Consider the following 20,197-nt stretch of genomic DNA (forward strand, 5'->3'; position numbering starts at 1 on the left):
TCCAAGCTTGAGGCTCTCTGATGAGCCGGCATCAGGCGTTCGCGGGCTGGCCCTGCACTTCGGAGATGCGCTGGCGGAACAGCGCCGCAAAGTCGATCGGATCGATGAAGAGCGGCGGGAAGCCGCCATTGCGGACCGCGTCGGCCACGATCTGGCGCGCGAACGGGAACAGCAGGCGCGGGCACTCGATCATCACGACCGGGTGGACATTCTCCTGCGGGATGTTCTGGATCCGGAAGATGCCCGAATAGAGCAGCTCGAAGCTGAACAGCAGCTCGGGCGCCTCGCCGGCCTTGCCTTCCAGCGTCAGCTCGACCTCGAAGTCGGTATCCGAGAGCTGCTTGGCGTTGACGTTGACCGAGATCGAGATCTGCGGCGGATTGGCCTGCGGGGTCAGCGAACGCGGCGCGTTCGGGTTCTCGAACGAGAAATCCTTGATGTACTGGGCGAGCGCGTTGAGCGCCGGCGCCATATCCTGCTCGGGTGCGCCGCCGGCGCCGTTTCCGTTGGCCATGGGTCGTCTCCTGCTGGCGGCCCCCTGGCCGACCGTAAGCTGTGTGGGCGTGCGGACCGGCGCACCGGTCCTTCGCGGGGCGGGCTATCACGGAACCCGGTGGGCCACAAGGACGGCGGCGCGCCCTGATTCCTTCCGGACGCGACTTCCAGCGGGACCGCGGGTGGATGTTGACGCCGCGAAGGTCCATATAAGGCGTGCACGAGTTTCGGCGCGGGGCCGATGCAGGACGAGACGACCGAGCGATGCAGGATTCCTTCGACATCACCACGATCATCTTTCTGGCCCTGGCCGTGTTCGTGATTTGGCGTCTCCGGTCGGTTCTCGGGACCCGGACCGGCAACGAAAGGCCCCCCATGATGCGCCGGGCGGAGCCTCAGGCGCCCGCCGCCGCCAATGATTCCAATGTGGTGCGCCTCGACCGAGCGCCCGAGGGGCCCGCTCCGGAACTGGGCCAGCGCGATCCAGACCGCTGGAAGGGCGTCGCTGAACCCGGCACCCCGCTGGCCGCGTCGCTCGACGCCATCGCGGCCGCCGAGAACGGATTCGACGCCCGCGGCTTCCGCGAAGGGGCCAAGAGCGCCTATGAGATGATCGTGACGGCATTCGCCGGAGGCGACCGCCGGGCGCTGAAGGAGCTCCTCTCCAAGGACGTGTATGACGGGTTCGTCGCCGCCATCGGCGAGCGCGAGAAGCGCGGCGAGAAGGTGGAGACCACCTTCGTGTCGATCGACAAGGCCGAGCTGGTGGACGCCCAGCTGCGCGGCCGCTCGGCCCAGATCACCGTGCGCTTCCTGTCGAAGCTCATCACCGCCACGCGCGACCGGACCGGCGCCGTCGTCGACGGCGCGCCCGACAAGGTCGTGGACGTCACCGATGTCTGGACCTTCGCGCGCGACGCAGGCTCCCGCGATCCCAACTGGAAGCTCGTGGCGACCGAAGCCGGTCACTGAGGGCCTGATGACGCGCTGGCGGCCGCTCCGGGCTATCGTCGCCCTCGGCGGCTGCGCCTGGGCCATGGCGCCGGCGCTCGCTCTCGACGCTCCCGCTCCGCTTGCTTCCGCCGAGACCGCCCCGATGTCCTCGCTTTCCCCACAGAGTCGCGAAGGCCCCGGCGGGTCGACGCTTCGCCCCGTCGACTTCGGCGCGCTGGCCGGCTGGGCGCGCGACGACCACGCAGCCGCCTTCGCGACGTTTCTTCGGACTTGCCGGGCGCTGACCGGCGCGACCCCGGCGTTGCGTCCGGGCCTCGCCCCGGCGCCCGCCTTGCTGGACGCCTGCGAGGCGGCCCTTGCGATTCGCGACGTCGGCCCGGAGCAGGCCAGACTGTTCTTCGAAACGCGGTTCCAGCCCCTGGAGATCGCGCCTCGCGAGGGCCAGGGCTTCCTGACGGGCTATTACGAGCCTGAGGTGGAAGGCTCGCTCACGCCCGGCCCCGATTTCCCCACGCCGGTGCTGGGCCGTCCTGACGACCTCGTCACGATCCCGTCCGGGGTCGACCGGGGCGGCCTGGATCCCGCGCTGGCGGCGGCCCGCCGGACGCCCTCCGGTCTGGAGCCCTATGCGGACCGCGCCGCCATCCAGGACGGCGCCCTCGCCGGCCGGGGACTCGAGCTTCTATACCTGCGCGACGACGTCGAGCTCTTCCTCGCGCAGGTGCAGGGATCGGCCCGCGTGCGCCTTCCGGACGGCTCAGTTCTGCGCATGGTCTATGCCGGCCGCAACGGCCACCCCTACGCCTCCATCGGACGCATCATCGTCTCGGAGGGGCGCATGACCCTGGAGGAGATGTCGCTGGAGCGGCTGAAGGCCTGGCTGCGCCAGAACCCTGCCGAGGCCCGCCGCATCATGCGGATGAACCGCTCCTATATCTTCTTCGCCATCGGCCAGGGCATGGACCCGGCGGCCGGTCCGATCGGCGCCGCCTCGGTCCCGCTGACCCCGGGCCGCTCCATCGCGGTGGACCGCGGGCTGTGGAGCTACGGCCTGCCGTTCTGGATCGACGCCGACCTGACCTCCGCGACCGGCTCGGCGTGGTCGCGCCTGATGATCGCGCAGGACACTGGCTCGGCGATCCTGGGCCCGGCCAGGGCGGACATCTTCTTCGGCTCAGGCGCCGAGGCCGGAACGAAGGCCGGGCTCGTCCGGCATCCCGGCCGCTTCGTGGTGCTGGAGCCCCGGTCGTGAGCCGTCTGGGATGACACGCCGCCGCCGCACCCTGACGGGCGACGAAGTCGCGCTGTGGGCGCATGTCACGCGCCATGTCGCCCCCATGCCGGGGCAGGCTCGCCCGGAACCTCCGCCCGCTCCCGCCGCCGCGCCCGAACCGCAAAGCGCGGCCAAGCCGCCTCCGCCCGCGCCGCCCGCGCCCCGAAAGGCCAAGCCGGCGCCGGCGCCCGTCGCTCCGCTCGCGCCCTTGGAGCGGCGCCTGCGCCAGCGGCTGTCGCGCGGCTCCCATCCGATCGACGCCTCCATCGACCTGCACGGCATGCGGCAGGCCGAGGCGCATGATGCGCTCCGGGGTTTCCTCCACGGCGCGCAGGCCCAGGGCTTCCTGGTGGTGCTCGTCGTCACCGGCAAGGGCGGCGGCGCGCAGGACCGCGGCGGCCTCTTCGACGAGCGCGGCGTCCTGCGCCGGACCGTGCCGCACTGGCTGCGGCTGCCTGATCTGAGGACTCTCGTGGTGGGCTTCGAGGAAGCCGCCCAGCATCATGGCGGCGCGGGCGCGCTCTATGTGAGGATCCGGCGGCGGCGAGCCCCGGGCGAAGCATGACGCCCTTCGGCGAGCGGCTGCGCGCGCTGCGCGCCGAGCGGGGGCTGGCCCTGAAGGACATGGCCGAGGCCCTCGGGGTGTCGCCGACCTATCTGTCGGCGCTCGAACACGGCCGCCGCGGGCGTCCCAACTGGGGCTTCGTCCAGCGCGTCATCCAGTATTTCAACATCATCTGGGACGACGCCGAGGACCTCCTGCGGCTCGCAGACCTGTCCCATCCGCGCATCGCTGTAGACACGGCCGGGCTCTCGCCCGCCGCCACCCGTCTGGCCAATCGCCTGGCCCGGTGCGTGGGCGACCTGGACGACGAGGATCTGGCCGCGATCGACGCCATCCTGGACCGGGCGCAGAAGCGCTCCCGGCCCGACCGCGCTTGACCGCCGCCGGCCCGGGTGTCACCACGGGCCGCCCTTCATCATCGGAAAGCCCCTCATGACTGCTCCGCTCTACGACGTCCTCGGCCTCGGAAACGCCATCGTGGACGTTCTTGCGCGTACGGAGGACGATTTCCTCATCGCCCACAACCTGCACAAGGGCGCGATGCGGCTGATCGAGGAGCCCGAGGCGGAGCGTCTGTTCGAAGCCATGGGACCCGCGACGGTGATCTCCGGCGGGTCGGTGGCCAACTCCATCGTCGGGGTCGCGTCCTTCGGGGGGAGGGGGGCCTATATCGGCAAGGTGAAAGCCGACGAGGTGGGCCGCCACTTCACCCATGACATCCGTTCGATCGGGGTCCATTTTCCCACCGCGCCCTCCGCCTCCGGCCCCGCCACGGCGCGCAGCTTCATCCTGGTGACTCCGGATGGCGAGCGCACCATGAACACCTATCTGGGCGCATGCCAGAACCTGGGCCCCGAGGACGTGGATCCGGAGACCGTCGCGGCCTCGCGGATCGTCTATCTCGAGGGGTATCTGTGGGACCGCGAGCATGCCAAGCAGGCCTTCCGCCGCGCCGCGCAGCTCGCCCATGTGGCCGGGCGCAGCGTCGCCCTGACGCTCTCCGACAGTTTCTGCGTGGACCGTTACCGCGACGAGTTCCTCGACCTGATGCGCTCCGGCGCGGTCGATATTCTGTTCGCCAATGAGAGCGAGTTGCGCAGCCTCTACCAGACCGCCGACTTCGCCACCGCGGTCTCGGCGCTGCGGGACGAGAACCTGCTCGGCGTCGTGACTCGCTCCGAGGAGGGCTGCCTCGTGGTCACCCGCGAGGAGACGCAGGCCGTCGACGCCCATCCGATCGACAAGCTCGTCGACACGACCGGAGCCGGGGACCTGTTCGCGGCCGGCTTCCTGTTCGGCCTGGCGCGGGATTTCGACGCGGTGACCTGCGCCCGGCTGGGCGGGCTCGCGGCCGCCGAGGTCATCCAGCATGTGGGCGCCCGGCCGGAAGCGCCTCTGCTCGACCTCGCCCGCGAAGAAGGCCTTCTCTGAGCCGCCTGATTCACGTGAAACATGCGCCGGCGGCGCCGGGCTTCACGCCGCTCAGAGCTTGCGGAGCGCCACTTTCTCGATGCGATGGCTCGCGCCCTTGGTGAGCACGAGGCTGGCCCGCGGACGCGTCGGCAGCACGTTGTCCCGCAGGTTCGGCAGGTTGGTGCGCCGCCAGATGGATCGCGCGACCTCCTCGGCCTCCTCGTCGGTCAGTTCGGCGTATTTCTTGAAGAAGGACCTCGGATCCCGGAAGGCGGTCTGCCGCAGCGTCATGAAGCGCGACACGTACCACTTTTCGAGCAGGTCCTCGTCGGCGTCCAGATAGACCGAGAAGTCGAAGAAGTCGGACACGAAGGGCACTGTCCGGCCGTCCCGGGCGCGGCTCGGCTGCAGCACGTTGAGGCCCTCGACGATGAGGATGTCGGGACGGTCCACCGTCACGAACTCTTCCGGCATCACGTCATAGATCAGGTGCGAGTAGACCGGTGCGCGCACTTTCCGCTCGCCGGCCTTCACCTGCGACAGGAAGCGCGTCAGCGCGAGGCCGTCATAGCTTTCCGGAAAGCCCTTCTTCTCCATCAGCCCTTCGCGCTGCAGGACGGCGTTGGGATAGAGGAAGCCGTCGGTGGTGACGAGGTCCACCTTGGGGGTGTTGGGCCAGCGCGACAGCAGCGCCCTCAGCACGCGTGCGGTGGTCGACTTGCCGGCCGACACCGATCCGGCGATGCCGATCACGTAGGGCACCTTTCCGTCCTCGGCGAGCAGGAAGCGCTGCGTCGCCTTGAACAGCCCCTGCGTGGCCGCGACGTAGAGCGACAAAAGTCGCGACAGCGGCAGGTAGATCGCCACGACCTCCTCGAGCGAGATCGGATCGTGCAGCGACTGGAGCTTCAGCAGGTCCTCGACGCCCAGCGTCAAAGGCGTGTCGGCGCGCAGGGCCGCCCATTCGTCGCGCGTGAACACGCGGTACGGAGAGAGCTCGTCGCTGGCCGGCGTGACGCGCTCGTTCATGCGCGCGCTCCTCTGATGGGCGGGGGACGCTTCACCCTTGCGGGCGCGACGCCTTTTCCTGAAGCCCGGATTGCGCCGTACGGCGGGCGAGCTCGTCAAGAACATCCTGCAACGGCAGCCCTCTCGCGCGAAGCACGACTAAGAGATGATACAGCAGATCCGCGCTTTCCATCTTCAGGGCGCGCAGATCGCCCTCCACGGCCGCGATCACGGTTTCGACCGCTTCCTCGCCCAGCTTCTTGGCGGCGTGGGCCGGACCCTTGCCGATCAGCTTGGCCGTGTAGGATTCGTCCGGGGACGCCTTGGCGCGCTCCGCCAGATAGGCTTCCAGGTCCGCCAGGGTGAACGCCATCAGTCGATCCTCACGGGCAGTCCCGCGGCCGCGAGCTTCTGCTTGGCTTCCAGGACCGTGTGCTCGCCGAAGTGGAAGATCGAGGCGGCCAGCACTGCGCTGGCGTGGCCGTCGCGGACCCCCGCCACCATGTGGTCGAGCGTGCCCACGCCGCCCGATGCGATCACCGGCGCCGGAACGGCGTCCGAGACCGCGCGGGTGAGCGCCACGTCGTAGCCCGACTTGGTGCCGTCCCGGTCCATGGAGGTGAGCAGGATCTCTCCCGCGCCCAGCTCGCAGACCTCCTCGGCGAAAGCGATCGCGTCGATGCCGGTGGGCGTGCGGCCGCCATGCGTGAAGATCTCCCAGCGGTCGTCCTCGCCGGGTCCCGAGACCTTCTTGGCGTCGATCGCCACCACGATGCATTGCACACCGAACTTCTCGGCCGCCCGGCGCACGAACTGGCGGTCCGTCACCGCGGCCGTGTTGATCGAGACCTTGTCGGCCCCGGCCAGCAGCAAGGTCCGGATGTCCTCGACCGTGCGCACGCCGCCGCCGACCGTCAGCGGCATGAAGCAGGCTTCCGCCGTGCGGGTCACGACGTCGATCAGCGTGCCGCGACGTTCGTGGCTGGCCGTGATGTCGAGGAAGCACAGCTCGTCCGCGCCGGCCGCGTCATACGCGATCGCGCTTTCGACCGGGTCGCCCGCGTCGCGCAGGCCGACGAACTGGACGCCCTTCACCACGCGCCCGTCCTTCACGTCGAGGCAGGGGATCACCCGGACCTTAAGCATGGGCGGGATCCTGCGCCGCGTTGCGGATCAGCGCCAGCGCCTCGCGGGCGTCGAGGCGGCCGTCATAGAGCGCGCGTCCGCTGATCGCGCCTTCGAGCACGGCGCAGTCGGGCTGCAGCATGCGCCGCACGTCGTCGAGCGACGCGAGCCCGCCCGAGGCGATCACCGGGATGCCGACCGCCGCCGCGAGGGCCAGGGTCGCCTCGATGTTCAGCCCCGTGAGCACGCCGTCCCGGGCGATGTCGGTGTAGACCAGCGCCGCGACGCCGGCGTCCTCGAAGGTGCGGCCGAGGTCTTCGGCCGACATCTCGGACATCCGGGCCCAGCCCTCGACGGCGACGCGGCCCTCGCGGGCGTCGATGCCGACCGCGATCTGGCCAGGGAAGCGCCGCGCGGCTTCGCGCACGAAGTCGGGATCCCGCACCGCCGCGGTCCCGATGATCACCCGCCGGACGCCGCGGGTCAGCCAGCCTTCCACGGTCTTCATGTCGCGGATGCCGCCGCCGAGCTGCAGCGGCAGCGACACGCGGGCGAGGATGGACTCCACCGCCGCGGCGTTCATCGGCCGGCCCGCAAAGGCTCCGTCGAGATCCACGAGGTGCAGCCACGTGAACCCTTCGGCCTCAAAGGCGGCCGCCTGGGCGGCGGGATCGTCGTTGAAGACCGTGGCCTGGCTCATGTCGCCCTGGACTAGGCGAACGCAGCGGCCTTCCTTCAGGTCGATCGCGGGAAACAGGATCACGGGCGCCACCTCAGGAAGTTCGTGATCAGGGCGAGGCCCAGCTTCTGGCTCTTTTCGGGATGAAATTGCGTGCCGGCCATGTTGTCCCGTCCGACGACCGCCGTGACCGGGCCGCCATAGTCCGATTCCGCCACGACCGTCGCGGGGTCCGAGGCGGCGAGGTGATAGGAGTGCACGAAATAGGCGTGCCAGCCGTCCGGACCCGTCGGGACGCCGGCCAGCACGGGATGCTCGCGCCGCACGTCGAGCGTGTTCCAGCCCATATGCGGGATCTTCAGCGACGGGTCCGACGGCTCCAGCAGGGTGACGTCGCCCGGGATCCAGTCCAGCCCCCGCGAGGTGACGTATTCCAGCCCGCGCGTGGCCATCAACTGCATGCCGACGCAGATGCCCAGGAAGGGCTTCCCTTTCCGCCGCACGGCCTCCTCCAGAGCGTCCACCATGCCGGGGACGGCGTCGAGGCCCGCCCGGCAGTCCGCGAAGGCTCCCACGCCGGGCAGCACGACGCGTTCGGCGTCCAGCACGGCCTGCGGGTCGGAGGTCACCAGCACGGGAACGTCCAGGCCCGCCTCCCGGGCGGCGCGCTCGAAGGCCTTCTGGGCGGAGTGGAGGTTTCCGGACCCGTAGTCGATGATGGCGACGCTCATCGGGCGCTCCCGGCGTCGGGGAAGAGCCCGAGCACCTGAGGCTGCGGCCGGACCGCTTGCGACGGCGCGGGGCCGGGGCTCCCGCCCAGCCGGACCGGGACTTCCGTCGCGCGCGACAGCCAGCGATCGAAGAAGCGGCGTTCCGCCTCGTCGCGCGACGCCCCGGTCACGACGTCGCGCACCGCATAGCCCCGCCGCGCCAGGCCCCAGGTCTTCAGGTCGGAGGCCGAGATCGCCACGAAGAGGCCCAGCATAACGTCCAGCACGCCGATCGCCCCATCCCCGAGCCCGGCCGCGCGGCCGACGAAGACGAGCGCCACCGTGAGGGCGAGCAGGGCCAGGAAGGCGATCCAGAGCCGGTTCGCCAGCAGCCAGATCAGCGGGAAGAACAGCGCCAGCCAGTGGAAGCCCTCTTTCACCAGCACGGCGCGTTCCAGTCCGGCCGGCGATCCGGGCGCGGCCTCGGCGGGCAGGTGAACCGAATAGGTCGTCATGTCGCGCCTCTCTCGAGCAGTCGTGCAGGGCGGCTCACGGGAGCCTCGACCCGCCGTGGCTCACAACGCCCCCTTGGTGGAGGGGACCCGCTCGCCTTCCCGCGGGTCCACCGCGCAAGCCTCCCGCAAGGCTCGCGCCAGACCCTTGAACAGGCTTTCGGCGATATGATGGTTGTTGTCGCCGTAGAGCGTCTCCGCATGAAGCGTGATGCCCGCATTCGTTGCAAAAGCCTGAAACCACTCGCGCACGAGTTCGGTGTCGAAGGCGCCGATTTTGTCGCGCGTGAAGGCCGCCCGGAACACCAGGAAGGGCCGCCCGGAGATGTCGATCGACACCCGGCTCAGCGTCTCGTCCATGGGCAGGTGCATGCTGGCGTAGCGGCGGATGCCGCGCTTGTCGCCGAGAGCCTGGGCGAAGGCCTGGCCGAGCGCGATCCCGACATCCTCGACCGTGTGGTGCTGGTCGACATGCAGGTCGCCCTTGGCCTCGACCGTGACGTCGAACAAGGCGTGCCGCGTCAGGAGCTCGAGCATGTGGTCGAAGAATCCGACGCCCGTCTGGATGCGGGCCTCGCCGCTTCCGTCGATGCTCAGGCTCACCGAGATCTCCGTCTCGGCGGTCTTGCGCGACACGCTCGCCGAACGCATGGCGTGGTCTCCAGCGGGCGCGCATGATCGGAAATTGGTGGCCCGCCGGCCGCTTCTAGCAACTCGCGTGCCTGAACGCCACCTCGGCGCCGAATCCGTGGGCAGCCCGAACCCGGGTTGGTCTCGGGGCGCCGAACGCCTACATGAGGGACTGCGCCGGCCGGAACGCCGCGCGCGTCCTTCATCCCGACGCGTCGACCGGATGCGTCCCTGCTGGAACGACGAGATGGCCGAACATGACGACGGGCGCTGGCGCGCCACAACGATCCTGATGGTCCGCAAGGGCGGCAAGGTCGTCATCGGCGGCGACGGGCAGGTCAGCCTCGGCCAGACCATCATGAAGTCGAACGCCCGCAAGGTGCGCCGGCTCGGCAGGGGCGACGTCATCGTCGGGTTCGCCGGCGCCACGGCGGACGCCTTCACGCTGTTCGAGCGGCTCGAGGCGAAGCTGGAGCAGTATCCCGGCCAGCTCATGCGCGCCTGCGTCGAACTCGCCAAGGACTGGCGGACCGACCGCTACCTGCGCCGGCTCGAGGCCATGATGCTGGTCGCCGACCGGCAGGTCGGGCTCGTCCTGTCCGGCACCGGCGACGTGCTCGAGCCGCAGGACGGCGTCATGGCGATCGGCTCCGGCGGCAACTACGCGCTGTCGGCCGCCCGGGCGCTCGCCGACATGGACCTCGACGCCGAGGCCATCGTGCGCAAGAGCCTGCGCATCGCCGCCGAAATCTGCGTCTACACCAATAGCGAGCTCACCATCGAGAGCCTCGACGCCGCCTGAGGCGCCGGGCGTCCTTATCCTCCCACTCCTTGCTCCCACCCATACTGTCCCGCAACGCGCCAGGTAGGGCGATGACCACATTCTCTCCCCGCGAGATCGTCTCCGAACTCGACCGCTTCATCGTCGGCCAGCGCGACGCCAAGCGCGCGGTCGCCATCGCGCTGCGCAACCGCTGGCGCAGGCAGCAGCTGCAGGGCCCCATGCGCGAGGAGGTCCTGCCCAAGAACATCCTGATGATCGGCCCGACCGGCTGCGGCAAGACCGAAATCTCGCGCCGCCTCGCGCGGCTCGCCAACGCCCCTTTCCTGAAGGTCGAGGCGACGAAATTCACCGAGGTCGGCTATGTCGGCCGCGACGTCGAGCAGATCGTCCGGGACCTCGTCGAGATCGGCATCTCGCTGGTGCGCGACGCCCGCCGCAAGGACGTCCGCGCGCGCGCCCACAAGGCGGCCGAGGAGCGCGTGCTGGACGCCCTCGTGGGCCCGGGATCGAGCGCGACCACCCGCGACGCGTTCCGCAGGAAGCTGCGGGCCGGCGAGCTCGACGACAAGGAGATCGAGATCGAGGTGGCGCAGGGCCAGTCCGGCATGCCGATGTTCGAGCTGCCCAACATGCCGGGCGCGTCCGTCGGGGCCATTTCGCTGGGCGACATCTTCGGCAAGGCGATGGGCGGGCGCACCAAGACGCGACGCACCACCGTCAAGGACGCCTATGAGCCCGTCGTCGCCGAGGAGAGCGACAAGCTCCTCGACCAGGAGCAGATCGTCTCCGAGGCGATCCGCCAGGTGGAGGACAACGGGATCGTGTTCCTCGACGAGATCGACAAGATCTGCGGCCGCGAGAACCGCGGCGGCGCGGACGTCTCCCGCGAGGGCGTCCAGCGCGACCTGCTGCCCCTGATCGAGGGCACCACGGTGGCGACCAAGCACGGCCCGGTGAAGACCGACCACGTGCTCTTCATCGCGTCCGGCGCGTTCCACGTCTCCAAGCCGTCCGACCTTCTGCCGGAGCTGCAGGGCCGCCTGCCGATCCGGGTGGAGCTGAGCTCGCTGAACGAGGAGGATTTCCGCCGCATCCTCACCGACACCGAGGCGAGCCTGGTGAAGCAATATGTGGCCCTCATGGCGACCGAGGGGGTGACGCTCGACTTCGCCGACAGCGCCATCGACGCCATCGCCCGGGTGGCCGTCGAGGTGAACGGCTCGGTGGAGAATATCGGCGCGCGCCGGCTCCAGACCGTGATGGAGCGGATCCTCGACGAGATCTCCTTCACCGCGCCCGACCGCTCCGGCGAGACGATCACGATCGACGCCGCCTATGTGGAGAAGGCGGTGGGCGACCTCGCCCGCAACGCCGATCTCAGCCGCTTCATCCTGTGAGGCCCCGGCCGGCCGCGCTTGCGCCGGGCGGCGGAACCTGATTCCGTCCGGCGCATGCAGCAGCCGCCCGTCCTTCCCGGCCCAGCGCACGCGCCGGAGGCCTCGGCCCCGGCGAGCGCCCTGCGGGACGGCGCCGTCGTCGGCGTCGCCACCATCCTGTCCCGGCTGCTCGGTTTCGCCCGCGACGTGCTGATCGCGGCGTCGCTCGGAGCCGGCCCGGCCGCCGACGCGCTCCTGGTGGCGCTGCGCATTCCGAACCTCGTCCGCCGCGTCCTCGGCGAGGGCGCGGTCAACAGCGCCTTCGTGCCCCTCCATGGCAGGATCGCCGCGCGCGACGGCCCGGACGCCGCCGGCCGCTTCGCCGGCGAGGCGCTCGCCGGGCTCGCGCTCCTGCTTCTCGTGGTGGTCGGCCTTGCCGAAGCCGTCGCGCCGCTGCTGGTGCTGGGGCTCGCCTCCGGCTTCGCCGACGACCCGGACCGCCTCGCCCTCGCCACGGCCTACGCCCGCTGGACCACGCCGCTCATCGCGGCGAGCTCGCTGTCGGCGCTGGCCTCCGCCATTCTGGCCGCGCAGGGCCGCCTGCGGATCGCGGCGCTCGCGCCCGTCCTGGTCAACGCCGTGCTGGTGCTCGTCCTGCTGGGCCTCGCCCGCTCGCCCGCGCCGCCGGAGAGCGTCGGCCTGACGGTCGCCATGGCGGTGTCGGCCGCCGGCCTGGCGCAGCTGCTCGCGACGGGCGCGGCGCTGTGGGGCGGACAATACAGGCCGGCCTGGGTCAGGCCGCGCCTGTCGGCGGAGCTTCGGCGCTTTCTGGCGCTGGCGGGGCCAGGCGTGGTCACGGCCGCGTCGGCGCAGCTGTCGATCCTGGCCGCCCTGCAGCTCGCGTCACGCGAGCCGTCCTCCTTCGCGCAACTGCACTACGCCGACCGTCTGTTCCAGCTTCCGCTGGGCCTCGTGGCGGCCGGCGCCGGGGTCGTGCTGCTGAACGAGATCGTCCGCCTCACGCGCGCCGGCGAGCACCGGGCGGTCGGCCCGCTGCTGGACCGGGCTCTTCTGGCCGCCTTGTCGCTGGCGATCCCAGGGGCCGCCGGCCTCGCCGTGCTGGCCGGCCCGATCACCAGCATCCTGTTCGAGCGGGGCGCCTTCTCGCCCGCCGACGCGGCGGCCACCGCCGGCGCCCTGGCGGCGCTGAGCGTCGGCCTGCCGGCCGCGGCCGCCGCGCGCGTGTTCGCCCAGGCCTTCCTGGCCCGCGAGGCCGTCCGGCCGCCCATGATCGCGGCGGCGGCGGCGCTCGCCGTCACGATCCTGGCCGGGCTGGCGCTCCAGCCGGCGGCGGGCGTGGCGGGCGTGGCGGGCGCAGTCTCGTTGGGGGCCCTCGTCGACGCGCTGGCGCTCGCCGCCTTCCTGGCCCGGCTCCAGGGCTGGACGCCGGGACGGGAGGCGCTGCGCCGCTGCGCGGTGTGCATGACGGCGGCGCTCGGCATGGCGGCGGCCGTCGTGGCGGGACGGCAAGCCTTGGCCGGCTGGCTCGACGCCGGCGAGCCGACGCTGGTCCGCGCCGCCGCGCTCATCGGGCTCTGCGCCGGCGGCGCCGCCCTCTATGCGGGGCTGGCCCTCGCCATGGGGGCGGCGCGCTGGCGCAAGCGCGCCCCCTGATGGGCGCAAGTCCTGCTTCCCCTTGCGCCTTCCCGTCGAACTCGCCATAAGCGCGCCGACTTGGGAGACTTCAGAATGGCCGCCTTCAAACCGCTCGTGTTTTCCGGCGTGCAGCCGACCGGCAACCTGCACCTGGGAAACTATCTCGGGGCCATCACGAAATTCGTGGCGCTCCAGGACAGCCATGACTGCATCTATTGCGTCGTGGACCTGCACGCCATCACGGTCCCGCAGGACCCGGCCGCCCTGACGTCCCAGATCCGCGAGGTCACGGCCGCCTTCATCGCGGCCGGCATCGACCCCAGGAAGCACATCGTCTTCAACCAGAGCCAGGTGCACGAGCACGCCGAACTCGCCTGGGTGTTCAACTGCGTGGCCCGCATCGGCTGGCTCAACCGCATGACCCAGTTCAAGGAGAAGGCCGGCAAGGACCGCGAGAACGCCTCGGTCGGGCTCTACGCCTACCCGACCCTAATGGCCGCCGACATCCTGGTCTACCGCGCCACCCATGTCCCGGTGGGCGAGGACCAGAAGCAGCATCTCGAATTGGCGCGCGACATCGCCCAGAAGTTCAACAACGACTTCTCGGCCTCCATTGTGGCCCAGGGGCATGGCGAGGGCTTCTTCCCGTTGCCCGAGCCGCTGATCCAGGGCCCGGCGACCCGCGTCATGAGCCTGCGCGACGGCTCCAAGAAGATGTCGAAATCCGACCCGTCGGACTATTCGCGCATCAACCTCTCCGACGACGCCGACGCGGTCGCCCAAAAGGTGCGCAAGGCCAAGACCGATCCGGAGCCGCTGCCCTCCGAGGAGGCCGGCCTGTCCAAGCGGCCCGAGGCCGAGAATCTCGTCGGCATCTTCGCGGCCCTCTCGGATCGCACCAAGGCCGAGATCCTGGCCGAGTATGGCGGGGCCCAGTTCTCCACCTTCAAGGGCGCGCTGGTCGACCTGGCGGTCGCCAAGCTCGGTCCGATCGGCTCCGAGATGAAGCGGCTCCAGGCCGATCCCGCCTATATCGACTCGGTGCTGGCCGACGGGGCGCAGCGCGCCAGCGCCATCGCGGCCCCCACCATGGCCGCCGTGAAGGACATCCTGGGCCTGGTGCGCCGCCGCTGAACCCGGACCTCGGCCCTTGTGGGCCGCGTCGGCGCCTGTCAGCATGGCCCGACTCGGCCCTACCCAGGATGGCCAGCCGGTATGACCCTGAAGCCGAGACGGTCCTACGAAGCGGGACATCGCCCCAAATTCCTCGTCGTCGTCGATGACAGCGAGGAGTGCGACCGGGCGCTCTACTTCGCCGCGAGGCGGGCCGGCCGCGTCGGAGCCTCGCTGGCGCTGCTGGCCGTGATCTCGCCCGCCGACTTCCAGCACTGGCTCGGCGTGGGCTCGCTGATGGAGGCCGAGGCCGCCGAAGAGGCGGGCCAGCGGCTCGAGGCCGCCGCCGCCCGCGCCCGCGCCATCGCCGGGATCGAGCCCGAGCAGATCATCCGAACCGGCCCTAAAGCGGACGAGATCCTGGCCCTCATCGAGGAGGACGAGGACATCTCCCTCCTGGTGGTCGCGGCGGGATCCGGCAGCGAGGGCCCGGGCCCGCTCGTGACCCATCTGGCCGGCAAGACGGCCGCCTCCTTCCCGATCCCGATCGCCATCGTCCCGGGCGCCCTGCGCGACGCCGACATCGACGCTTTGGCCTAGTGTGCGCCCAACCGGATTGATTCCGACGGTCCGGCGCGCCACATCATGTGATAGAATTCGCAGCGACGCAGTCACCGCCGGCCTTGAACCGGTCGCGTGAGGAGAGACCGATGTTCATCCAGACCGAAGCCACCCCCAATCCCGCCACGCTGAAATTCCTGCCCGGCCGCGCCGTGATGCCGGAAGGCACGCTCGACATCCGCGACGCGCGCGCGGCCGAGCGCTCGCCGCTGGCGCGCCGCCTCTTCGCCGTGCCGGGCGTCGCGGGCGTGTTCTATGGCTCGGACTTCGTCACCGTCACCAAGGGCGACGGCGAGTGGCAGCACCTCAAGCCCGCGATCCTGGGCGCCATCATGGAGCACTTCATGTCGGGCGAGGCCCTGTTCGAGGGCCAGGCCGACGGCATGGACGCGCAGGATGCTCCGGACACGGAGTTCTTCGACGAGAAGGACGCCGCGACCGTCGAGACCATCAAGGAACTGCTGGAAACCCGCGTCCGCCCCGCGGTGGCCGGCGACGGCGGCGACATCACCTTCAAGGGCTTTCGCGAGGGCGTCGTCTACCTCACCATGAAGGGCTCCTGCTCGGGCTGCCCGTCCTCGACCGCGACCCTGAAGCACGGCATCCAGAACCTGCTGCGCCATTTCCTGCCGGACGTGCGCGAGGTCCAGGCGGTCTGATCCGCCGAGGCTCTTGCTTGCGGCGCGGCAAAGTTTGCGTTGCGCCGATGGGGGCTGCCCTTCCGGGGGCGGCCCCTATCTGATTCAAGGCCGCGCTCACGCCTGCGCGCCTTGCAGTCCAGGATCTTCCCATGACCGTTCTCGACGCCCCGGCCCTCGCCAAGGGCCCGCTCAGCGACGCCGCCCTGCGCCAGCTTTTCTCCGACGCCCGCACCTACAACGACTTTGAGCCGACGCCGGTGCCGGACGCGCTGCTGCGCCGCCTCGCCGAGCTCGTCCGCCTGGGCCCGACCGCCGCCAATAGCGGCCCCGCGCGCTTCGTCTTCGTGAAGTCGGCGGAGGCGAAGGCCAGGCTCGCGCCGCATCTGTCCGAAGGCAACCGGGCCAAGACCCTCGCCGCGCCCGTGACCGCCATCGTGGGCTACGACCTGGAATTCTACGAGAACCTGCCCAAGCTTTTCCCGCACAACCAGACGGCGCGGTCCTGGTTCGCCGGCAAGCCGGCGGCCATCGAGGAGACCGGCTTCCGCAACTCGTCCTTGCAGGGCGCCTACATGATCCTGGCGGCCCGGGCCCTCGGTCTGGATTGCGGGCCCATGTCGGGCTTCGACAAGGCCGGCCTGGACGCGGCCTTTTTCCCGGATGGAAAGATCAAGTCGAATTTCATCTGCAATCTGGGCTATGGTTCGGCGGCGGGGCTGTTCCCGCGCTCACCGCGTCTCGAGTTTGAGGAGTTCTGCTCCATCGCGTGACTGCGGTCGCCCCTGGAGACGCCGGTGCGCATCCTCGCCATCGATACCGCGCTCGAAGCCTGCTCGGCCTGCGTGCTCGACAGCGGGTCAGACCTGCCGCTCTCGATCGAGAGCGAGCCCATGCAGCGGGGCCACGCCGAAGCGCTGATGCCGATGCTGGAGCGCGTCATGGACGCGGTCGAGGGCGGCTTCGCCTCCATCGACCGCGTGGCAGTGACGGTCGGCCCGGGCAGCTTCACCGGATTGCGGGTCGGAATCTCGGCGGCGCGCGCCATCGCGTTGGCCACGGGCGTCCCGGCGGTCGGCGTCACCACGCTTTCGGCCTACGCCGCGCCGCTAATCGGCGCGGCCGGGGGCGCCCTGGTGGGGGTCGCGATCGACGCCCGTCATGGACAGATTTATTGCCAAGTCGTCGCCCGGGGCGGTCGCTCCATCATCGCGCCGCAGATCATGGGCCTGCGCGACGCCGTGCGGCAGATCGGGAACGGCCCGGTTCTGCTGATCGGGTCCGGCGCGAGCGTGCTCTGCGTCGAGGCCCGGGCCGCCGGGCTGGACGCCGCCGTGGTCGACACGGCCGCCGCGCCGGAGGTCCTCTGGGTGGCGCGGTTGGGGCTCGCCGCCGTCCCGGAGCGCGCGCTGGCCAAGCCGTTCTACTTGCGCTCGCCGGACGCCAAGCCGCAGGATCACGTCAGGATCCCGCGCCGCTGATCCGCCACAGACCGGTGACCGCGCGGAGATGAGATGCGCATTCCGTTCCTGATGCCGCCGACGCCGAGCGTCCGGGCCCTGCGCATGCAGGACGCCGCCGCCATCGCAGACCTGCACGCCGAGGGCTTTCACGCGTCCTGGTCCGCCCAGGACTGCGAATCGATGCTGCTGGACAAGGCGGTGGTCGGGCAGGGGATCGGCCGCGGGGCCGGGCTCGAGGGGTTCGTCTTGTCGCGGATGGCCGCCGACGAGGCCGAAATCCTCACCATCGCGGTGGCGCGGCGCCGGCGTGGCGCCGGCCTCGGCAAGAGGCTGCTGCAGGCCCATTTGGGCCGCCTCGCCGGCCTGGGAATCCGCCGGCTGTTTCTCGAGGTCGACGAGGGAAACGCGCCGGCGCGGGCCCTCTATGGGCGGCTCGGCTTCGACGAGGTGGGCCGGCGCAACGGCTATTACCGCAAGCCCGACGGCTCGGCCGCGACCGCGCTGGTGCTGAAGCGCGAGCTCGACTGAGCGCCCCGGTGGACGCGGCGGCCCGCCTTTCCTATAAGGGCGAGCCAGTTGCAAATCAGCGGAGCCGATGTGAGCCCCACCCGGCAGGCCAGGAACAACCCCATCGAGCAGCGCTGCATCGCGGCGGGGCTGCGGATGACCGGGCAGCGGCGGGTGATCACCCGCGTCCTGGCCGAGGCCGAGGACCACCCGGACGTCGAGGAGCTGCACCGCCGGTCGCACGCCATCGACCGGGGCATCTCGATCTCCACCGTCTACCGCACCGTGAAGCTGCTCGAGGACAGCGGCATCATCGCCCGGCTGGACCTGAAGGACGGCCGCGCCCGCTATGAGCGCACGCCGGACGAGCACCACGACCATCTGGTCAATCTGCGCACCGGCCAGGTGGTGGAGTTCCGCTCGGAGGAGATCGAGCGGCTCCAGGCCGAGGTGGCCCGCCGGCTCGGCTATCGCCTCGTGGACCACCGGCTGGAGCTCTACGCCGTCCCGCTCGACGACGACCGCAAGGGCTGACCGGCCCGCCATGCGCCGCCTTCGCATCGCGATCGTGCTGGCCGCCCTGGTTCCGGTCACCCTCGCCATGATGGGGCTGCAGCATGTGGCGATCCGCTTCGGCTGGCGCATGGCGCACGCCTTGCCGCGGGCGTTCCACCGCTATGTCTGCCTCCTGTTCGGCGTCCGGGTCGCGCAGGAGGGCGCGCCGAGCGCGGCCCGCCCGCTCCTGATCGTCGCCAACCACACGAGCTGGCTCGACATCAGCGTGATCTCGACGCTGGAGCCGCTGTCCTTCATCGCCAAGCGCGAGGTCGGGACCTGGCCGGTGTTCGGCGCCTTCGCGCGCCTCCAGCGCTCGATCTTCATCGACCGCACGCGCCGCAAGGGCGCGGCCGAGGCCAATCGCGAGATCGCCGAGCGCCTCGCGGCCGGCGACGCCATCGTGCTCTTCGCCGAGGGCACCACCGGCGACGGCAACCGCGTCCTGCCGTTCCGGTCGTCGCTGATCGGAGCCGCCCGCGACGCGATCGCGGACGCCGGCCACGAGGCGCGGGTGATGATCCAGCCGGTGACGGTGGCCTATCCGCGCCGCGGCGGCGTTCCGGTCGGCCGGGAGGGCCGCGCCGCGATCGCCTGGTATGGCGACATGGACCTGATCCCGCATCTCGCCCCGATCATGGCGGGGCGGCCCATCGACGCCGTGGTGGCTTGGGGCGAGCCGATCCCGTTCGGCCCCGGTTCTGACCGCAAGGAGGTCGCCCGGCTGGCCGAAGCGGCCGTCCGGCGGGCCTATGCGCGGCTGGTGACGGGGCGCGAGCCGGTCTGACCCCGCTCACTCGGCCGCGAGCGGCGCCGCCGTGGGGTTGTTGGGATGCGTGGTCCAGTTGGAATAGCCGGGCTGGACCGTGCGGCCCGTGCGGGGATCGACCGAGCCCGGCGGCATCGCCTCCATGGTGATGCAGTCCTGCACCGGGCAGACCTCCACGCACAGATTGCAGCCGACGCACTCCTCGTCCTTGACGACGAACATCCGCCGGCCGTCCACCATGTTGGCGATCGCCTGGTGGGAGGTGTCTTCGCAGGCGATGTGGCACCGGCCGCACTTGATGCACAGGTCCTGGTCGATCCTCGCCTTGGTCACGTAGTTGAGGTTCAGGTACTGCCAGTCGGTGACGTTCGGCGTCGCCATCCCGCGGAAGTCGTCGAGGCTGCGATAGCCCTTCTGGTCCATCCAGGTGGAAAGGCCGGCGGTCATCTCCTCGACGATCTTGAACCCGTACGTCATCGCGGCGGTGCAGACCTGCACGGTTCCGGCGCCGAGCGCGATGAACTCCGCGGCGTCCCGCCATGTGGTGATTCCGCCGATCGCCGAGATGGGCAGGCCATGCGTCTCCGGATCGCGGGCGATCTCGGCCGTCATGTTGAGGGCGATGGGCTTCACGGCGGGGCCGCAATAGCCGCCATGGGAGCCCTTGCCGTCGATGGTCGGCGTCGGGGCCATCCGGTCGAGGTCGATCGACATGATCGACGACACCGTGTTGATCAGCGACACCGCATCGGCGCCGCCGCGCCTGGCCGCGCGCGCCGGGAAGCGAATGTCGGTGATGTTGGGCGTCAGCTTCACGATCACCGGCATGCGGGTGTGCTGCTTGCACCAGCGGGCGACCATCTCGATGTATTCGGGCACTTGGCCCACGGCCGAGCCCATGCCCCGCTCCGACATGCCGTGCGGGCAGCCGAAATTGAGCTCCACGCCGTCGCACTCGGTCTCCTCGACGGCGGCCAGGATCGCCTTCCAGCTCTCCTCGTCGCAGGGCACCATCAGCGAGACCACCATGGCCCGGTCGGGCCAGGCCTTCTTCACCGCCTTGATCTCCTGCAGGTTGACCTGCAGCGGCCGGTCCGTGATCAGCTCGATGTTGTTGAAGCCCAGCAGGCGCCGGTCCGCGCCGTGGATCGCCCCGTAGCGCGGCCCGTTGACGTTGACGACGGGCGGCCCTTCCGAGCCGAGGGTCTTCCACACCACCCCGCCCCATCCCGCCCGGAAGGCGCGGGTGACGTTCACCTCGCGGTCGGTCGGCGGCGCGGAGGCGAGCCAGAACGGGTTGGGCGACTTGATTCCGAGGAAGTCGGTGCGCAGATCCGCCATGGTGTCCCCC

General features: G+C 70.6%; 25 protein-coding genes. 16 read left to right on the plus strand and 9 right to left on the minus strand.

The window, feature by feature from the left end:
* Window positions 1–31 precede the first annotated feature (31 nt).
* Entirely contained in the window at window positions 32–514 is a 483-nt protein-coding gene (secB, locus tag ABEG18_RS24220; RefSeq protein WP_406855594.1) for a protein-export chaperone SecB, read from the minus strand.
* Between the two features lie 245 nt (window positions 515–759).
* On the opposite strand from secB, the gene ABEG18_RS24225 reads away from it, so the two are divergent.
* From ABEG18_RS24225 to ABEG18_RS24245, 5 genes are read left to right on the plus strand one after another with little or no spacing between them, the layout of a single operon-like run.
* Window positions 760–1,467, plus strand: a complete 708-nt coding sequence (locus tag ABEG18_RS24225; RefSeq protein WP_406855595.1) for a Tim44/TimA family putative adaptor protein — start codon at window positions 760–762, stop codon at window positions 1,465–1,467.
* A gap of 7 nt (window positions 1,468–1,474) precedes the next feature.
* The gene (locus tag ABEG18_RS24230; protein WP_406855596.1) at window positions 1,475–2,701 is read left to right on the plus strand and encodes a murein transglycosylase A; all 1,227 of its coding nucleotides are present in this window, start codon (window positions 1,475–1,477) and stop codon (window positions 2,699–2,701) included.
* 10 nt (window positions 2,702–2,711) lie between these two features.
* Window positions 2,712–3,287, plus strand: coding sequence for a Smr/MutS family protein (locus ABEG18_RS24235; protein WP_406855597.1), 576 nt, complete (start codon window positions 2,712–2,714; stop codon window positions 3,285–3,287).
* Entirely contained in the window at window positions 3,284–3,664 is a 381-nt protein-coding gene (locus ABEG18_RS24240) for a helix-turn-helix domain-containing protein (protein WP_406855598.1), read from the plus strand. Before ABEG18_RS24235 ends, ABEG18_RS24240 begins: the two co-directional genes overlap by 4 nt.
* 55 nt (window positions 3,665–3,719) lie before the next feature.
* Window positions 3,720–4,718: an adenosine kinase gene (locus ABEG18_RS24245; RefSeq protein WP_406855599.1), complete on the plus strand. Its 999-nt coding sequence runs from the start codon at window positions 3,720–3,722 to the stop codon at window positions 4,716–4,718.
* A gap of 51 nt (window positions 4,719–4,769) precedes the next feature.
* Here the strand turns inward: ABEG18_RS24245 and coaA are convergent, their stop codons facing one another.
* The 7 genes from coaA to hisB are packed head-to-tail and all read right to left on the minus strand — an operon-like array spanning window position 4,770 to window position 9,385.
* Window positions 4,770–5,729 carry a type I pantothenate kinase gene (coaA, locus tag ABEG18_RS24250; protein WP_406855600.1) on the minus strand — a complete coding sequence of 320 codons (960 nt, stop codon included), beginning with the start codon at window positions 5,727–5,729 and terminating at the stop codon, window positions 4,770–4,772.
* Between the two features lie 31 nt (window positions 5,730–5,760).
* Entirely contained in the window at window positions 5,761–6,081 is a 321-nt protein-coding gene (locus ABEG18_RS24255; protein WP_406855601.1) for a phosphoribosyl-ATP diphosphatase, read from the minus strand.
* Window positions 6,081–6,854: an imidazole glycerol phosphate synthase subunit HisF gene (hisF, locus tag ABEG18_RS24260; protein WP_406855602.1), complete on the minus strand. Its 774-nt coding sequence runs from the start codon at window positions 6,852–6,854 to the stop codon at window positions 6,081–6,083. The genes ABEG18_RS24255 and hisF overlap by 1 nt, the downstream gene beginning before the upstream one ends.
* On the minus strand, window positions 6,847–7,605 hold the full coding sequence (hisA, locus tag ABEG18_RS24265; protein ID WP_406855603.1) for a 1-(5-phosphoribosyl)-5-[(5-phosphoribosylamino)methylideneamino]imidazole-4-carboxamide isomerase: 759 nt from the start codon (window positions 7,603–7,605) through the stop codon (window positions 6,847–6,849). The genes hisF and hisA overlap by 8 nt, the downstream gene beginning before the upstream one ends.
* Complete coding sequence (gene hisH, locus ABEG18_RS24270; protein WP_406855604.1) at window positions 7,593–8,243, minus strand: imidazole glycerol phosphate synthase subunit HisH; 651 nt, start codon at window positions 8,241–8,243, stop codon at window positions 7,593–7,595. Before hisH ends, hisA begins: the two co-directional genes overlap by 13 nt.
* A complete protein-coding gene (locus ABEG18_RS24275; protein ID WP_406855605.1) occupies window positions 8,240–8,737 on the minus strand; it encodes a DUF2628 domain-containing protein in 498 nt (165 codons plus the stop codon). Before ABEG18_RS24275 ends, hisH begins: the two co-directional genes overlap by 4 nt.
* Window positions 8,738–8,797: 60 nt before the next feature.
* Window positions 8,798–9,385 carry an imidazoleglycerol-phosphate dehydratase HisB gene (gene hisB / locus ABEG18_RS24280; RefSeq protein ID WP_406855606.1) on the minus strand — a complete coding sequence of 196 codons (588 nt, stop codon included), beginning with the start codon at window positions 9,383–9,385 and terminating at the stop codon, window positions 8,798–8,800.
* 226 nt (window positions 9,386–9,611) lie between these two features.
* Between hisB and hslV the strand changes: the two genes are divergently transcribed.
* The 11 genes from hslV (at window position 9,612) to ABEG18_RS24335 (ending at window position 18,864) form a co-directional block, all read left to right on the plus strand.
* Window positions 9,612–10,166 (plus strand): ATP-dependent protease subunit HslV, encoded by a 555-nt coding sequence (gene hslV / locus ABEG18_RS24285; protein WP_406855607.1) that lies wholly within the window; start codon window positions 9,612–9,614, stop codon window positions 10,164–10,166.
* A gap of 71 nt (window positions 10,167–10,237) precedes the next feature.
* A complete protein-coding gene (hslU, locus tag ABEG18_RS24290) occupies window positions 10,238–11,545 on the plus strand; it encodes an ATP-dependent protease ATPase subunit HslU (RefSeq protein ID WP_406855608.1) in 1,308 nt (435 codons plus the stop codon).
* A gap of 54 nt (window positions 11,546–11,599) precedes the next feature.
* Complete coding sequence (gene murJ, locus ABEG18_RS24295) at window positions 11,600–13,198, plus strand: murein biosynthesis integral membrane protein MurJ (protein ID WP_406855609.1); 1,599 nt, start codon at window positions 11,600–11,602, stop codon at window positions 13,196–13,198.
* Window positions 13,199–13,273: 75 nt separating this feature from the next.
* Entirely contained in the window at window positions 13,274–14,314 is a 1,041-nt protein-coding gene (trpS, locus tag ABEG18_RS24300; RefSeq protein WP_406855610.1) for a tryptophan--tRNA ligase, read from the plus strand.
* 81 nt (window positions 14,315–14,395) lie between these two features.
* Window positions 14,396–14,893 carry a universal stress protein gene (locus tag ABEG18_RS24305; RefSeq protein ID WP_406855611.1) on the plus strand — a complete coding sequence of 166 codons (498 nt, stop codon included), beginning with the start codon at window positions 14,396–14,398 and terminating at the stop codon, window positions 14,891–14,893.
* 110 nt (window positions 14,894–15,003) lie between these two features.
* Window positions 15,004–15,573, plus strand: a complete 570-nt coding sequence (locus tag ABEG18_RS24310; RefSeq protein ID WP_406855612.1) for a NifU family protein — start codon at window positions 15,004–15,006, stop codon at window positions 15,571–15,573.
* Between the two features lie 131 nt (window positions 15,574–15,704).
* Entirely contained in the window at window positions 15,705–16,325 is a 621-nt protein-coding gene (locus ABEG18_RS24315; RefSeq protein WP_406855613.1) for a malonic semialdehyde reductase, read from the plus strand.
* 24 nt (window positions 16,326–16,349) lie between these two features.
* The gene (gene tsaB / locus ABEG18_RS24320; protein WP_406855614.1) at window positions 16,350–17,033 is read left to right on the plus strand and encodes a tRNA (adenosine(37)-N6)-threonylcarbamoyltransferase complex dimerization subunit type 1 TsaB; all 684 of its coding nucleotides are present in this window, start codon (window positions 16,350–16,352) and stop codon (window positions 17,031–17,033) included.
* Window positions 17,034–17,066: 33 nt separating this feature from the next.
* Complete coding sequence (locus tag ABEG18_RS24325; RefSeq protein ID WP_406855615.1) at window positions 17,067–17,543, plus strand: GNAT family N-acetyltransferase; 477 nt, start codon at window positions 17,067–17,069, stop codon at window positions 17,541–17,543.
* 135 nt (window positions 17,544–17,678) lie between these two features.
* Window positions 17,679–18,056, plus strand: a complete 378-nt coding sequence (locus ABEG18_RS24330; RefSeq protein ID WP_406858702.1) for a transcriptional repressor — start codon at window positions 17,679–17,681, stop codon at window positions 18,054–18,056.
* A 10-nt stretch (window positions 18,057–18,066) separates the two neighbouring features.
* Entirely contained in the window at window positions 18,067–18,864 is a 798-nt protein-coding gene (locus ABEG18_RS24335) for a lysophospholipid acyltransferase family protein (protein WP_406855616.1), read from the plus strand.
* 6 nt (window positions 18,865–18,870) lie between these two features.
* Here the strand turns inward: ABEG18_RS24335 and preA are convergent, their stop codons facing one another.
* Window positions 18,871–20,187 carry an NAD-dependent dihydropyrimidine dehydrogenase subunit PreA gene (preA, locus tag ABEG18_RS24340; protein WP_406855617.1) on the minus strand — a complete coding sequence of 439 codons (1,317 nt, stop codon included), beginning with the start codon at window positions 20,185–20,187 and terminating at the stop codon, window positions 18,871–18,873.
* Window positions 20,188–20,197: the final 10 nt, after the last annotated feature.

The organism is Alsobacter sp. KACC 23698 (genome assembly GCF_045348435.1).
In the GTDB taxonomy this organism is placed as follows: Bacteria; Pseudomonadota; Alphaproteobacteria; order Rhizobiales; family Beijerinckiaceae; genus Alsobacter.

Excerpts from the sequence above, each read along its gene's own strand:
- secB (WP_406855594.1), bottom strand. The coding sequence starts at position 514 with ATGGCCAACGGAAACGGCGCCGGCGGCGCACCCGAGCAGGATATGGCG.
- ABEG18_RS24225 (WP_406855595.1), top strand. The coding sequence starts at position 760 with ATGCAGGATTCCTTCGACATCACCACGATCATCTTTCTGGCCCTGGCC.
- ABEG18_RS24230 (WP_406855596.1), top strand. The coding sequence starts at position 1,475 with ATGACGCGCTGGCGGCCGCTCCGGGCTATCGTCGCCCTCGGCGGCTGC.
- ABEG18_RS24235 (WP_406855597.1), top strand. The coding sequence starts at position 2,712 with ATGACACGCCGCCGCCGCACCCTGACGGGCGACGAAGTCGCGCTGTGG.
- ABEG18_RS24240 (WP_406855598.1), top strand. The coding sequence starts at position 3,284 with ATGACGCCCTTCGGCGAGCGGCTGCGCGCGCTGCGCGCCGAGCGGGGG.
- ABEG18_RS24245 (WP_406855599.1), top strand. The coding sequence starts at position 3,720 with ATGACTGCTCCGCTCTACGACGTCCTCGGCCTCGGAAACGCCATCGTG.
- coaA (WP_406855600.1), bottom strand. The coding sequence starts at position 5,729 with ATGAACGAGCGCGTCACGCCGGCCAGCGACGAGCTCTCTCCGTACCGC.
- ABEG18_RS24255 (WP_406855601.1), bottom strand. The coding sequence starts at position 6,081 with ATGGCGTTCACCCTGGCGGACCTGGAAGCCTATCTGGCGGAGCGCGCC.
- hisF (WP_406855602.1), bottom strand. The coding sequence starts at position 6,854 with ATGCTTAAGGTCCGGGTGATCCCCTGCCTCGACGTGAAGGACGGGCGC.
- hisH (WP_406855604.1), bottom strand. The coding sequence starts at position 8,243 with ATGAGCGTCGCCATCATCGACTACGGGTCCGGAAACCTCCACTCCGCC.
- ABEG18_RS24275 (WP_406855605.1), bottom strand. The coding sequence starts at position 8,737 with ATGACGACCTATTCGGTTCACCTGCCCGCCGAGGCCGCGCCCGGATCG.
- hisB (WP_406855606.1), bottom strand. The coding sequence starts at position 9,385 with ATGCGTTCGGCGAGCGTGTCGCGCAAGACCGCCGAGACGGAGATCTCG.
- hslV (WP_406855607.1), top strand. The coding sequence starts at position 9,612 with ATGGCCGAACATGACGACGGGCGCTGGCGCGCCACAACGATCCTGATG.
- hslU (WP_406855608.1), top strand. The coding sequence starts at position 10,238 with ATGACCACATTCTCTCCCCGCGAGATCGTCTCCGAACTCGACCGCTTC.
- murJ (WP_406855609.1), top strand. The coding sequence starts at position 11,600 with ATGCAGCAGCCGCCCGTCCTTCCCGGCCCAGCGCACGCGCCGGAGGCC.
- trpS (WP_406855610.1), top strand. The coding sequence starts at position 13,274 with ATGGCCGCCTTCAAACCGCTCGTGTTTTCCGGCGTGCAGCCGACCGGC.
- ABEG18_RS24305 (WP_406855611.1), top strand. The coding sequence starts at position 14,396 with ATGACCCTGAAGCCGAGACGGTCCTACGAAGCGGGACATCGCCCCAAA.
- ABEG18_RS24310 (WP_406855612.1), top strand. The coding sequence starts at position 15,004 with ATGTTCATCCAGACCGAAGCCACCCCCAATCCCGCCACGCTGAAATTC.
- ABEG18_RS24315 (WP_406855613.1), top strand. The coding sequence starts at position 15,705 with ATGACCGTTCTCGACGCCCCGGCCCTCGCCAAGGGCCCGCTCAGCGAC.
- ABEG18_RS24325 (WP_406855615.1), top strand. The coding sequence starts at position 17,067 with ATGCGCATTCCGTTCCTGATGCCGCCGACGCCGAGCGTCCGGGCCCTG.
- ABEG18_RS24330 (WP_406858702.1), top strand. The coding sequence starts at position 17,679 with ATGACCGGGCAGCGGCGGGTGATCACCCGCGTCCTGGCCGAGGCCGAG.
- ABEG18_RS24335 (WP_406855616.1), top strand. The coding sequence starts at position 18,067 with ATGCGCCGCCTTCGCATCGCGATCGTGCTGGCCGCCCTGGTTCCGGTC.
- preA (WP_406855617.1), bottom strand. The coding sequence starts at position 20,187 with ATGGCGGATCTGCGCACCGACTTCCTCGGAATCAAGTCGCCCAACCCG.